The sequence below is a fragment of the Streptomyces sp. NPDC001380 genome (assembly GCF_042895785.1).
Lineage (GTDB): Bacteria > Actinomycetota > Actinomycetes > Streptomycetales > Streptomycetaceae > Peterkaempfera.
Window position 1 is genome coordinate 124,206 of sequence record NZ_JBIAWP010000014.1, and the last position, 13,130, is coordinate 137,335.

The 13,130-nt window shown below is 78.2% G+C and carries 9 protein-coding genes; 7 read left to right on the plus strand and 2 right to left on the minus strand.

Features of this window, described 5'->3' with window-relative positions:
- Positions 1–248 precede the first annotated feature (248 nt).
- Positions 249–827 carry a hypothetical protein gene (locus tag ACFY07_RS18760; RefSeq protein WP_390869792.1) on the plus strand — a complete coding sequence of 193 codons (579 nt, stop codon included), beginning with the start codon at positions 249–251 and terminating at the stop codon, positions 825–827.
- Positions 828–854: 27 nt separating this feature from the next.
- Here the strand turns inward: ACFY07_RS18760 and ACFY07_RS18765 are convergent, their stop codons facing one another.
- Positions 855–3,011 carry a molybdopterin oxidoreductase family protein gene (locus tag ACFY07_RS18765; protein WP_390869794.1) on the minus strand — a complete coding sequence of 719 codons (2,157 nt, stop codon included), beginning with the start codon at positions 3,009–3,011 and terminating at the stop codon, positions 855–857.
- A gap of 215 nt (positions 3,012–3,226) precedes the next feature.
- Here ACFY07_RS18765 and ACFY07_RS18770 point away from each other — a divergent pair, with 215 nt between their 5' ends.
- From ACFY07_RS18770 to ACFY07_RS18795, 6 genes are all read left to right on the plus strand, one after another.
- Complete coding sequence (locus ACFY07_RS18770; RefSeq protein WP_390869796.1) at positions 3,227–4,237, plus strand: sirohydrochlorin chelatase; 1,011 nt, start codon at positions 3,227–3,229, stop codon at positions 4,235–4,237.
- A 47-nt stretch (positions 4,238–4,284) separates the two neighbouring features.
- Positions 4,285–4,725, plus strand: a complete 441-nt coding sequence (locus ACFY07_RS18775; protein ID WP_230649799.1) for a hypothetical protein — start codon at positions 4,285–4,287, stop codon at positions 4,723–4,725.
- Positions 4,726–4,862: 137 nt separating this feature from the next.
- A complete protein-coding gene (locus ACFY07_RS18780; RefSeq protein ID WP_390869798.1) occupies positions 4,863–6,182 on the plus strand; it encodes a deoxyguanosinetriphosphate triphosphohydrolase in 1,320 nt (439 codons plus the stop codon).
- 180 nt (positions 6,183–6,362) lie between these two features.
- Entirely contained in the window at positions 6,363–7,628 is a 1,266-nt protein-coding gene (locus ACFY07_RS18785) for an NAD(P)/FAD-dependent oxidoreductase (RefSeq protein ID WP_390869799.1), read from the plus strand.
- Between the two features lie 87 nt (positions 7,629–7,715).
- A complete protein-coding gene (dnaG, locus tag ACFY07_RS18790; RefSeq protein ID WP_390869801.1) occupies positions 7,716–9,632 on the plus strand; it encodes a DNA primase in 1,917 nt (638 codons plus the stop codon).
- A gap of 563 nt (positions 9,633–10,195) precedes the next feature.
- Complete coding sequence (locus tag ACFY07_RS18795; RefSeq protein ID WP_390869870.1) at positions 10,196–11,416, plus strand: RNA polymerase sigma factor; 1,221 nt, start codon at positions 10,196–10,198, stop codon at positions 11,414–11,416.
- Between the two features lie 105 nt (positions 11,417–11,521).
- Here the strand turns inward: ACFY07_RS18795 and ACFY07_RS18800 are convergent, their stop codons facing one another.
- The gene (locus ACFY07_RS18800; protein WP_390869802.1) at positions 11,522–12,958 is read right to left on the minus strand and encodes an FGGY family carbohydrate kinase; all 1,437 of its coding nucleotides are present in this window, start codon (positions 12,956–12,958) and stop codon (positions 11,522–11,524) included.
- Positions 12,959–13,130: the final 172 nt, after the last annotated feature.

Here is a 13,130-nt window from a genome sequence, read left to right on the forward strand (position 1 = left end):
GGTGGTGTTTCCCGACCGGTTCGCGTCTGTTTCACCGGCGGAACGGTGCCCTCAGTGTCCGCGGAACGGCGCTGTGAGCGGCGCGCCCGCGGTGCGTCCGCGCCGGTCGCCGCTGTGCCGTTAGCATCGGCCTGCACACGGACCTTCCCCCGCCCGGGACGCCCGTGCCCGGTCCGCCCGTACCCGGGCCGCCCCGCACGAGCCGCCCGGCCCGGGCCGTCGGGGGCGGCGCACACGAGGGAGCGGCGATGGGCAGCACCGGCGGGGCCGAGGACCCCGAGCCCGTCGTGGACATCACCCCGCGCGCGGAGGGCGAGGCGGAGGCCGACCCCGCTCCCCGCTGGCTCGGACCGCTGCTCGTCGTGGGCCTGCCCGCCGCCGTGGCGGCCGTCCTCGGCTGGGTGCTGTACTGGCAGCTCTCCACCGCCTCCGCCTTCCCCGCCGCCGACTCCCGGGCCTGCCCGGGGAGCGTCGAGCCGCTGGGGGCGGCCGCCGACCGGCTCGGCGTGCGGGTACCCGCGGACGCCCGCGACGTCCACTACCTCACCTCGTCCGCCGCCAGCGGCAAGCCCCTGCTCCAGCTGGCCTTCCGGCTGCCGCCGGGCGAGCTGGACCGCGCCCTGGAGGGCAACGGGCTGCTGCCCTCGCCCTCCCCGCAGCCGCCCGTCTGGTCGGCCACCGGCGGCATGTGCGGGCTCGGCGACGCGGGCGACGCCCTCACCCGCTGGACGGGGGCGGTCCCCGCCTCCGGCGGCCCGCTGCGGGCCGAGGTGTCCACCGGCGGCGCCCCGGTCACGGTGCAGGTCCTGCTCACCGCCGAGAGCTGACGGTCCGTCGGACTCCCGGTCCCGCCGTCACCCGCCCGCCGGCTCCAGCCGCACCGCGCAGACCTTGAACTCCGGCATCCGCGAGACCGGGTCCAGCGCCGGGTTGGTGACGGTGTTGGCCCGCCCCGCGCCCGGCCAGTGGAACGGCATGAAGACGGTGTCCGGACGGATCGCGTCGGTGAGCCGGGCCGGGGCGACGGCGCGGCCGCGGCGGCTGACCACGGCGACCGGGGCGCCCTCGCCGATCCCCAGCCGCTCGGCGAGCCGGGGGTGCAGCTCCACGAACGGGCCCGGCGCGGCCGCCGCCAGGGCGGCCACCCGGCGGGTCTGGGCCCCGGACTGGTACTGCGCCAGCACCCGGCCCGTCGTCAGCCGCAGCGGGTACTCGGCGTCCGGCTCCTCGGCGGCCGGGCGGTGCTGGACGGCGGCGAAGCGGGCCCGGCCGTCCGGGGTGGCGAAGCGGTCCAGGAAGAGGCGCGGGGTGCCGGGGTGGTCCGCCGACGGGCAGGGCCAGAAGACGCCGTCCTCGGCCGCGATCCGCCCGTAGCCGATGCCCGCGTAGTCCGCCGGACCGCCCGCCGACGCCCGCCGCAGCTCGTCGAAGGCCTTCTCCGGCTCCACCGGGAAGCCCTCGCCGTGGCCCAGCCGGGCCGCCAGCCCGTGCAGCACCTCCAGGTCGCTGCGCACCCCCGGCGGCGGGTCCACCGCCCTGCGGCGCAGGACGACCCGGCCCTCCAGGGTGGTCATGGTGCCGGTCTCCTCGGCCCACTGGGCGACCGGCAGCACCACGTCGGCCAGGGCGGCGGTCTCGGAGAGCACCACGTCGCTGACGGCCAGGAGGTCCAGGGCGGCGAGCCGCTCGGCGACGTGCGCGGCGTGCGGGGCCGAGACCACCGGGTTGGAGCCCGCCACCAGCAGGGCGCGCACGTCCCGGCCGAGGGAGTCCAGCAGTTCGTACGCGCTGCGGCCGGGGCCGGGCAGGGACTCCGGGTCCACGCCCCACACGGCGGCGACGTGGGCGCGCGCCGCGGGGTCGTCCAGTCTGCGGTAGCCGGGCAGCTGGTCCGCCTTCTGCCCGTGCTCGCGGCCGCCCTGCCCGTTGCCCTGCCCGGTGAGGCAGCCGTACCCCGAGTGCGGGCGGCCGGCCCGGCCGGTCGCCAGGCAGAGGTTGATCCAGGCGCTCACCGTGTCGGTGCCCTTGGACTGCTGCTCCGGCCCGCGGGCGGTCAGCACCATCGACGCCTCCGCGTCGCAGAACAGCCGCACCGTCTCCCGCAGCTGCGGCACCGGCACCCCGGTGACCGACTCCACCAGCTCCGGCCAGTGCGCCATCGCCGCCGCCCGCGCCTCCGGCCACCCCGTGGTGCGCTCCGCGACGAAGGCCTCGTCGGTGCGCCCCTCCGCCACCACCAGGTGCAGCAGGCCCAGCGCCAGCGCCAGGTCGGTGCCGGGGCGCGGCGCCAGGTGCAGGTCCGCCAGTCCGGCGGTGCGGGTGCGGCGCGGGTCGACCACGACCAGCCGGCCGCCGTTCTCCCTCAGCTCCCGCAGGTACCGGACGAAGGGCGGCATGGTCTCCGCCGGGTTGCCGCCCACCAGGACCAGGCAGCCGGTCCGGGGGATGTCCTCCAGCGGGAACGGCAGCCCCCGGTCCAGGCCGAACGCCCTGTTCTGCGCGGCCGCCGCCGACGACATGCAGAACCGGCCGTTGTAGTCGACCGTCGCGGTCCGCAGCACCACGCGGGCGAACTTCCCCAGCAGGTAGGCCTTCTCGTTGGTCAGCCCGCCGCCGCCGAACACGCCGACCGCGTCCCGGCCGTGGGCCTCCGCCGTGCGGGACAGGCCGGCGGCGACCCGGTCCAGCGCCTCGTCCCACGTCGCGGGCTCCAGCGGCGCGCCGCGCCGGGGCCGCACCAGGGGCACCGTCAGCCGGGCGCCGGGGGCGAGCAGCGCCGCCGCGTTCGCGCCCTTGCCGCACAGCGCGCCCCGGTTCACCGGGAACGCGGGCCGCTCCACGACCTCGACCGGCACCGCGCCGCCGCTGCTCCCGCCGGACCCGGACCCGGACCCGGAGCCGGACCCGGCCGCCGGCCTCAGCGCCATGCCGCACTGCAGCGCGCAGTACGGGCAGTGGGTGTCGACGGCGGGCCGGGCGGCGGCGGGGGTCGGTGCGGCGGCTTCGCTCATGCCGAGCAGCGTGCGGCGGGGCTGTTTCGCGGCCGCGGCCCGGGCGTTACGAGGCCGGTACGGTGCCCTCAGCGGCGGTCCGGGGCGGCTGTGAGGCCGGGCCCCGCGGGGCGTGCGGGCGCCTCCCGCCCCGCGTTCCGCCGCCGTGAGGCCCGGGAAACCACCCGTGACGGCCGTGCAACCGCCGGGAAACACCCCGGGGGGACGCTGGACGCATGACGCAGCCCCTGTGGGACTCCAGCGCCTCGGAGCTCATGTCCGAGATCGCCGCCCGGTTCTCCTCCGGGCTCGCCGTCCGGCACGCGCACCCGGCGGCCCGCCCCGGACCGGCACCGCACCCCGGACCGGCACCGCACCCCGGACCGGCACCGCGCCCGGCCGTCTCCTCCGGCGCCGCCCCCGGCCCGGCCGGCCCCGGTCGCGGGCGCCGCCGCCCGGCCCTCGTCGCCGTCGCGCACGGCTCCCGCGACCCGGCCGCCGGCGCCGAGGTCCGCCGGCTGCTGGACCGGGTGCGCGCCCTGCGCCCCGGCCTCCCGGTCCACCTCGCCCACCTCGGCCTGGACGAACCGCTGCTGCCCGACGTCCTCGCGGGGCTCGCCGGGGAGGCGGTGCTCGTCCCGCTGCTGCTCGGCCGCGGCTACCACGTCAGGGCGGACATCCCGCAGGCCCTCGCCGCGGCCCCGCACCTGGCCGCCGCCGTCGCCCCGCCGCTGGGCCCGCACCCGCTGCTCACCGACGCCCTGCACGACCGCCTCGCCGAGGCGGGCCCGCTCCCGCACGCCGGCGACGCCGTCGTCCTGGCCGCCGCCGGCTCCCGCGACCCCGACTCCGCCGCCGACACCGGGGCCCAGGCCCGCCTCCTCGCCGCCCGCCTCGGCGTGCCGGTCCTCCCCGGCTGCGTCGCCGCGGGCCCGCCCACGGTCGCCGAGGCCGTGGCCGCCCTCGCCGCCCGGGGCCACCGCCGGATCGCCGTCGCCGGGTACTTCACCGCGCCCGGCGACTTCGCCCGCCGGGCCGCCGCCGCGTCCCCCGGACCCGCCTCGGCGCCGCTGGGCGCCCACCCCGCCCTGGCCCGCCTCGTCCTCGCCCGCTACGACCGCGCAGCCGCAGCCGCAGCCGCAGCCGCAGCCGCAGCCGCAGCCGCAGCCGCCGTCCGCACCGCGGAGCCGGGTGCCGCCGCCCGTACCGCCGCGCCCGCCCGCCGCAGGGCCCTCGCGACCGGCTGACCCGGAAGCGGCCCCGCCGCGCCCGCGCCCGTGGCATGCTGCCGCGCGTGGACACCCGTGCGAGCACCGCTCCGGACAGCAGACCCGCCGCCCTCCTCCGCGTCGCCACCGAGCTCACCGCCTGGACCGCCGCCCCCTGGGCGCTCGCCCGGCACTCCGTCGTCCTGGCCGTCCTCGCCGACGTGCTCCTCATCGGCCTGCCGGCCCTCCTCTCCACCCCCGGCGACAAGAAGAGCACCCTGGTGCCCGTCCCGGGCCCGGTCACCATCGTCCTGGTCCTGCTCCAGCTCGACGCCGCCGTCGCCGGCGCCTGGTTCGCCTGGCCCCGCCCCGCGGCCGTCGCCGTCACCGTCCTCGCCGCGGCCTGCCTGGTCCTGGAGCAGCCCCGCTGGCGGTGGCTCGCCACCGCCCGCCCCGGCCGGCGGCACGGCGGCGGGGAGGTGCGCGACCGCGCTGCCGGAGGGGCTCTCGGGGAGGGGCCGCGCTGAGCCGGCCGGACCCGGGCACTCCCGCCCGTACGCCGCCGGAGCCGCGGGGTGCGGCGGGCCCGCCGGCCCCGCCCCCGGCGCCGCCGTCCGCGCGGCGGGGCCGGGATGCCGCACGCCGGGCGTACGGTGGCCGGTATATGGACGACACCGAGCAGGCCACCGCCGTCCGGACCGGCGCCGACGGGACGGCACCGTACGACGTCGCCGCCGAGGCGCGCTGGGTGCCCGAGCCGGACAAGCGGCCGGGGCGCACCGCGTTCCAGCGCGACCGCGCCCGGGTGCTGCACTCCGCCGCGCTGCGCCGCCTGGCCGGGACCACGCAGGTGGTGGCACCCATGCTCAGCGACTTCCCCCGCACCCGGCTCACCCACTCGCTGGAGTGCGCCCAGGTCGGCCGGGAGCTGGGCGCCGCGCTCGGCTGCGACCCTGACCTGGTGGAGGCCGCCTGCCTCGCCCACGACCTCGGCCACCCGCCCTTCGGCCACACCGGCGAGGAGGCCCTGGACGTGGCCGCCGCCGCGTGCGGCGGCTTCGAGGGCAACGCGCAGTCGCTGCGGATCCTCACCCGCCTGGAGCCCAAGCGCTTCGCCCCGCCCGGCGGGCCGCCGACCCGGCTGGCGCCGTGGCCCGGCCGCAGCGTGGGCCTGAACCTCACCCGCGCCGCCCTCGACGCCGCCACCAAGTACCCCTGGACGCGGGGCGGCCACCCCACCGAGCCCCGCTCGTCCAAGTACGGCGTCTACGCCGAGGACCTGCCGGTCTTCCGCTGGGTGCGGGCCGCCGTGCCGCCGGGGCGGCGCTGCTTCGAGGCGACCGTCATGGACTGGTCCGACGACGTCGCCTACTCCGTCCACGACCTGGAGGACGGCCTGCACGCCGGCCACGTCGACCCGGCCGCGCTCACCGGCCGGGCCGAGCGGGCGGAGCTGTTCGCCGTCGCCGCCCGGTACGCGCCCGGCGCCTCCGCCGACGAGTTCGGCGAGGCGCTGGACCGCCTCCAGGCGCAGGAGTGGTGGCCGCGCTCCTACGACGGCTCGGCCCGCGACCGGGCCCGGCTGAAGGACACCACCAGCCAGCTCATCGGCCGCTTCTGCCTGGCCGCCGAGCGGGCCACCCGCGAGCGCCACGGCCCGGGGCGGCTGACCCGGTACCGGGCCGAGCTGGTGGTGCCGTACGGCGTCCGGCTGGAGTGCGCCGTGCTCAAGGCGGTCGCCGTCCGGTACGTGATGCAGCGCGCCGACCAGGCCGAGCTGCGCTCCCGGCAGCGGGTGGTGATCGCCGAGCTGGCCGAGGTGCTGCTGCGGGACGCGCCGCACGGGCTGGACCCGGTCTTCCTGGCCATGTTCGAGGAGGCCGGGGACGACCGGTCGCGGCTGCGGGCCGTGGTCGACCAGATCGCCTCGCTCACCGACGCCTCCGCGCTGGCCCTGCACCGCACACTGGTGCAGGAGCGGTGACGATCCGGTGCGGGGGCCGTCCGGCTCTTCACCCGGGCGGACGCCGGGGGGATCCTCGTCCGCAGGGGCAGCCCGTCCGGACCGGCCCCCGGTCCGTCCGGGCGTAACCTGGCAGTCACCGTGTGTGGCCGGACTCCGTGCGGCCTGCCGCGGAACAGGGCGGAACAGGGGAGAGCGGACGTGGTGGACACCAACGGGACCTTCGTCATCGTGGGCGCCGGCCTCGCCGGGGCCAAGGCGGCGGAGACGCTCCGCGCCGAGGGCTTCACGGGCCGGGTGATCCTGCTCGGCGACGAGCGGGAGGAGCCCTACGAGCGGCCCGGCCTCTCCAAGGGGTTCCTCACCGGCGCGGAGGAGCGCGACGCGCTGCGGGTGCACGAGCCCGCCTGGTACGCGGCCCACGAGGTGGAGCTGCACCTCGGGCAGCCGGCCACCGCCCTGGACCGCGCCGCGAAGGAGGTGCGGCTCGGCGACGGCACCGCCCTGCGGTACGACCGGCTGCTGCTCGCCACCGGCTCCTCGCCGCGCCCGCTGCAGGTGCCGGGCGCCGACCTCGCGGGGGTCCACGTGCTCCGGCGGCTGCCGCACGCCGAGCGGCTGCGGTCCGTCCTGCGGACCCTGGGGCGGGAGAACGGGCAGCTGCTCGTCGTCGGCGCCGGCTGGATCGGCCTGGAGGTCGCGGCGGCCGCGCGCGGCTACGGCGCCGAGGTCACCGTCGTCGAGCCGCAGCCGACCCCGCTGCACGGCGTCCTCGGCCCGGAGCTGGGCGCCTTCTTCGCGGACCTGCACCGCGAGCACGGCGTCTCCTTCCAGCTCGGCGCCTCGGTGACCGAGGTCGTCGGGCAGGACGGCATGGTGCTGGCCGCGCTCACCGACACCGGGGAGGAGCTGCCGGCCCACGCCGTGGTCGTCGGCATCGGCGCCACCCCCGACACCGCCCTCGCCGAGGCCGCCGGGCTGGACGTCGCCCCCCGCGGGGAGGGCGGCGGCGTCGCCGTGGACGCCTCGCTGCGCACCTCCGACCCCGACGTCTTCGCCGCCGGCGACGTGGCCTCCGCCTGGCACCCCGTCCTCGGGCGGCGGCTGCGGGTCGAGCACTGGGCGAACGCCCTCAACGGCGGTCCGGCGGCGGCCCGCGCGATGCTGGGGCAGGAGGTCTCCTACGACCGGATCCCCTACTTCTTCAGCGACCAGTACGAGCTGGGCATGGAGTACTCCGGCTTCGCCGCGCCGGGGGAGTACGCCCAGGTGGTGGTGCGGGGGGACGCGGGCAAGCGCGAGTTCCTGGCGTTCTGGCTGGACGCGGAGGACCGGGTGCTCGCCGGGATGAACGCCAACGTCTGGGACGTCGCCGAGTCCGTCCAGCGGCTGGTCCGCTCCCGGCGGCCGGTCGACCCGGAGCGGCTCGCCGACCCCGCGGTGCCGCTGGACGCGGTCCTGGGCTGACCCGCCGCGGTCCTGGGCTGACCCGCCGCGGCCGGGCCCGGCCCGCGTCCGGCGGGCGCTGTCGTCCGGCCCCCGTAGACTTCCTGCGTGGCAGGCAGGATCAGGGACGAGGACGTGCAGGCGGTGCGCAGCGCGCTGCCCATCGACGCGGTCGTCTCCGACTACGTCCAGCTGGTCAGCGGCGGCGGGGCGCAGCTCAAGGGCGTCTGCCCCTTCCACGACGAGAAGTCCGCCTCCTTCTACGTCAACCCCGCCAAGGGCGTCTACCACTGCTTCGGCTGCGGCGAGGGCGGCGACACCCTCGCCTTCGTGATGAAGGTCGAGCACCTCTCCTTCACCGAGGCGGTCGAGCGCCTCGCCGCCCAGGCGGGCATCACCCTGCGCTACGAGGAGGGCGGCTACACCCCCGGCCGGCAGAAGGGCGAGCGGACCCGGCTGGTGGAGGCCCACAAGGTGGCCGCCGCCTGGTTCGCCGAGCAGCTGGGCGGCCCCGAGGCGGAGATCGGCCGCCGCTTCCTCGCCGAGCGGGGCTTCGACGCCGCCGCGGCCGCGCACTTCGGCGTGGGGTACGCGCCGGTCGGCTGGGAGCACCTGGTCCGGTACCTGCGCGGCAAGGGCTTCACCGACCGCGAGATCCTGGCGGGCGGCCTCGCCTCGCAGGGGCAGCGCGGCGGCCTGATCGACCGCTTCCGGGGACGGCTGGTCTGGCCGATCCGCGACATCACCGGCGAGGTGGTCGGCTTCGGCGCGCGGCGGCTGCGCGAGGACGACAACGGTCCCAAGTACCTCAACACGCCCGAGACCCCGATCTACAAGAAGTCGCACGTGCTCTACGGCATCGACCTGGCGAAGAAGGACATCGCCAAGTCGGGCCGGGCGGTGGTCGTCGAGGGCTACACCGACGTGATGGCCTGCCACCTGGCCGGGGTGACCACGGCCGTCGCCACCTGCGGCACCGCCTTCGGCGAGGACCACATCAAGATCATCCGCCGCCTGCTGATGGACACCTCCGCCTACCGCGGCGAGACCGTCTTCACCTTCGACGGCGACGCGGCCGGGCAGAAGGCCGCGCTGCGCGCCTTCGAGGACGACCAGAAGTTCGCCGCCCGCACCTCCATCGCGGTCAGCCCCGGCGGCATGGACCCCTGCGAACTGCGGATCGCCGAGGGCGACGCGGCCGTCCGCAAGCTGGTCGACAACCCGGTGCCGCTCTTCGAGTTCGCGATCCGCAGCACCGTCTCCCGGCACCGGGTGGACACGGCCGAGGGGCGGGCCGCGGCGCTGGAGGAGGCCGCGCCGATCGTCGCCCGCATCAAGGACCGGTCCATCCAGCACCAGTACGCGGTGCAGCTCGGCGGCATGCTCGGCATCCTCGACGAGCAGTTCGTGGTCCGCCGGGTCGCCCAGATCGCCCGCTGGCAGCGGGAGCGCGAGAACGGCCGGGGGGCGGGCGGCCCCGCCGCGCGCCGTACGGAGGCGGCCGCACCGGCGCCCGCGCCCGCGCGGCCGCCCGCGCCGCGCCTCAACCCGCGCGACCCGGCGCAGTTCGTGGAGCGCGAGCTGCTCAAACTCGCCCTCCAGCACCCCGTCCTCGTCAGCCCCGCCTTCGACAACTTCGGCGAGGACGAGTTCCCCACCGCCCCCTACACCGCCGTGCGCCGTGCCGTCGCCGCCGCCGGGGGCGCCGCCCGGGGGGCCTCGCTGCCGGACTTCCCCGCCCTGGTCCGCGACGCCGCGCCCGACGACGCGGTCCGCTCCCTGGTCACCGAGCTCACCGTGGAGCCCATCCGCACCCGCCGCGCCCCGGACGCGCTCTACGCCGGCGAGTTCCTGGTCAAGCTGCGCCTGCAGGCGGTGGACGCCCGGATGCGCGAGGCCCACTCCCACCTCCAGCGGCTCGGCAACCGCGCGGCCCCCGAGGACATGGCCGCCGTCCAGCACGAGCTGTGGGCGCTGGAGCAGTACCGCAACAGCCTGCGGACCCTGGGCGCGGCGGCGCTGTAGGCCCCTCCGGCACCGCCTGCGGGCCCGCCCGGCCCCCCGTGCGGCCCCGGCCGCCCCCCGCGCCCAAAAAAGCCCCGCACGAGTATCGGCCCCGACGCGCGGCGTACCCCACACTGGAAGCGGTGCCCCAGTCATCCCAGCGCGGGACGGGCGCGGCAGCCGTCGTCCCGCCCACGGTCCTCCGGACGGAGGGCGGCGCCGCGCCCGCCGCCCCGGAGGGGCACGCCCCGGAGCCGGCCGGACGGCCCCCCGCCGCGCAGGTTCCCGGGCCCCCCGTGCCCCGCGCACCGATCGGACCCCCCGCACCCGCCGAGCCCCCCTCACTCATCGAGCCCTCCGCGCAGGAAGGGAACGACGTGGACCTCGCCCTCACGGCCCAGCCCGCACCGCCGCACCGCGGCTCCGCCGGGACGGCCGACGCCGTCCGCCACGACGGACCCCCCGAGGACCCGCGCGCCTCCGGACCGCCCGGCCGGGCCGGGGCCCGCAGGCGCCGCCGCGCCGGGGAGCGGCCGTCCCCCGAGGGGGCGGCCGGCGGGGGCCCGGCCGGCGGCGGGGAGGTCCTGGAGGACGACCCGCCCGACGGCGGCGCGGGCTCGGACGGCACTGCCGCCGACCCCGGCGACACCGGGCCCGGGGACGCCGGGCCCAGCGACGCGGACCTGGCCGGCGAGCCGCCCGACGAGGCCCCCGCGGCCGCCCCGGAGGAGCAGGCCCCGGCCCTCGACGACACGGGCGGCCCCTCCGCCGACCTCTTCCGCCAGTACCTGCGCGAGATCGGCCGCGTCCCGCTGCTCACCGCCGCCGAGGAGGTCGAACTGGCCCGCCAGGTCGAGGCGGGCCTCTTCGCGGAGCAGCGCCTGGCCGAGCACCTGACGCGCGGCGCCGCCGGACGGCTCCCGGGCGGAGGGGCCGCTGCGGGACCCGGCGGCGCCGCCGAACCCGCCGGCCGCACCGGGCCCCGCGACGCCGCCGAGTCGGCCGGGTCCGCCGCCGAGCCCGCCGCAGAGTCCCCCGACGACCGGCTCGCCGACGACCTCGACCGGCTGGTGCTCCTGGGCCGGATCGCCAAGCGCCGCCTCATCGAGGCCAACCTGCGCCTGGTGGTCTCGGTGGCCAAGCGCTACGTCGGCCGCGGCCTGGGCATGCTGGACCTCGTCCAGGAGGGCAACCTCGGCCTGATCCGCGCCGTCGAGAAGTTCGACTACGCCCGCGGCTACAAGTTCTCCACCTACGCCACCTGGTGGATCCGCCAGGCGATGAGCCGGGCGCTGGCCGACCAGGCGCGCACCATCCGCGTCCCGGTGCACGTGGTGGAGCTGATCAACCGCGTCGTGCGCGTCCAGCGCAGGCTCCTCCAGGAGCACGGCCGCGAGCCCTCCGCCTCCGAGGTCGCCGCGGTCCTGGAGATCCCGGAGGAGCGCGTGACCGAGGTGATGCGGCTCGCCCAGGAGCCCGTCTCGCTGCACGCGCCGGTCGGCGAGGAGGACGACGTGGCCCTCGGCGACCTCATCGAGGACGCCGACGCCGCGTCGCCGGTCGAGTCCGCCGCCTTCCTCCTGCTCCGCGAGCACCTGGAGGCGGTCCTCTCCACCCTCGGGGAGCGTGAGCGCCGGGTGGTCCAGCTGCGCTACGGCCTCGCGGACGGGCGGCCGCGCACCCTGGAGGAGATCGGCCGCCTCTTCGGCGTGACCCGCGAGCGCATCCGGCAGATCGAGTCCAAGACCCTCGCCAAGCTCCGCGACCACGCCTTCGCCGACCAGCTCCGCGGATACCTGGACTGAGCGGGCGGCCCGGCGGTGCCCGTCCCCGCCGGGCGCGGGCGCGCACCGGACAGGCCGTGCACCCGCGCCGTCCGGCCCCCCGCGGCCCGGTCCCGTCGCCCCCGCTCAGCTCCCCCGCGTCTCCGGGTGCATCTGCTCCCGCACGGACGCGTACTGCTGCCGCACCGCCCGGCCGAACTCCACGTCCTCCCCGGGCTCCACCTCCACCGCGTCGGCGAGCTCCCACGGCGGCGGCTCGGCGCCGCCGGACAGGGCCCAGGCCGCCTGCCGCGCGGCGCCCCGGGCCGCGTAGTCGCCCGGCGGGGGGATCACCACGGGCACGCCCAGCACCAGCGGCGCGATGTGCTGGACGGCCGCCAGCCGGCCGGCGGAGCCGACCAGGAAGACCCGGCGCACCCTGACCCCGCGCCCCCGCAGCACGTCCAGCGCGTCCGCGATGCCGCAGAGCATGCCCTCCACCGCCGCCCGCGCCACGTGCTCCCGCCGCATCGACTCCGCGCGCAGGCCCGCCAGGGTGCCCGCGGCGTGCGGCAGGTACGGGGTGCGCTCGCCCTCCAGGTAGGGGAGCAGCACCAGCCCGTAGGAGCCGGGCGAGGACTGGAGGGCCAGTTCGCTCAGGCCCTCCAGGTCGACGCCGAGCAGGGCGGCCGTGCGGCGCAGCACCTGGACCGCGTTGAGGGTGCCGACCAGGGGCAGGTGGCGGCCGGTCGCGTCGGCGAAGGAGGAGACGGTGCCGGAGGTGTCCACCAGCGGCTCGTCGTGGACGGCGAAGACGGTCCCGCTGGTGCCGAGCGAGACCACGGCGTCGCCGGGGCCCGCGCCCAGTCCGAGGGCGGCCGCCATGTTGTCCCCGGTGCCGGCCGAGATCAGCAGGCCCTCGGGGGTCTCCCCGGCGGCCTCCGCCGGGCCGAGCACCTCGGGCAGCCGCAGCTCGTGGCCGAGGGCCAGCTCCACCAGGTCCTGCCGGTAGCTCTCGGTGACCGGCGACCAGTAGCCGGTGCCCGAGGCGTCGCCGCGGTCGGTGGTCCGGCGCCGGGGGTGCCCCAGCAGCTGCCAGACCAGCCAGTCGTGGGGGAGCAGCACCTCGGCCACCCGGTTCGCCGAGGCGGGCTCGAACTCGGCGAGCCAGCGCAGCTTGGCGATGGTGTAGGTGGCGGCGGGCACCGCCCCGATGGCCTCCGCCCAGGGTCCCGGACCGCCCAGCGCCTCCACCAGCGAGGCGGCGGCCCCGGAGGCCCGCGGGTCGTTCCAGAGCAGGGCCGGGCGTACCAGCACCCCGCCGGCGTCGAGACCGACCATGCCGTGCTGCTGGGCGGAGACGCCGATGGCGCGGACGCCCTCCAGCACGCCGCCGGAGGCTGCCGCGCCCAGGGAGTGCAGCCACACCTGCGGATCGATCTCGGTGGCCCCGGGGGAGTCCTCCGGGGGAGCGGTCACGGGGTGCTTGGCGCGGTTGTCGCGCAGGACGGCGCCGCTGGCGGCGTCGCAGGCGATGATCTTCGTGTACCGGGTCGAGCAGTCAATGCCGGCGACAATGGCCATGGTCGAGATCATGCCCCACGGTGCGGTGACACGGTGCGCCGGGCGCGGCAGCCGTTGCCCATCCGGTACCGAACCGCGGCGGGGGCCCCCCCCGGGGGGCCCCCCCCCGGGGGGGGCCGGGCGGGGCCCCCCCCCGCCCGCCCCGGGCGCAGGTTGGCGGCGTACCCCGGGC

What these genes read in the sequence shown, in the direction of transcription:
- ACFY07_RS18760 (WP_390869792.1), top strand. Translation starts at nt 249, where the DNA reads ATGGGCAGCACCGGCGGGGCCGAGGACCCCGAGCCCGTCGTGGACATC.
- ACFY07_RS18770 (WP_390869796.1), top strand. Translation starts at nt 3,227, where the DNA reads ATGACGCAGCCCCTGTGGGACTCCAGCGCCTCGGAGCTCATGTCCGAG.
- ACFY07_RS18780 (WP_390869798.1), top strand. Translation starts at nt 4,863, where the DNA reads ATGGACGACACCGAGCAGGCCACCGCCGTCCGGACCGGCGCCGACGGG.
- ACFY07_RS18800 (WP_390869802.1), bottom strand. Translation starts at nt 12,958, where the DNA reads ATGGCCATTGTCGCCGGCATTGACTGCTCGACCCGGTACACGAAGATC.
- ACFY07_RS18765 (WP_390869794.1), bottom strand. Translation starts at nt 3,011, where the DNA reads ATGAGCGAAGCCGCCGCACCGACCCCCGCCGCCGCCCGGCCCGCCGTC.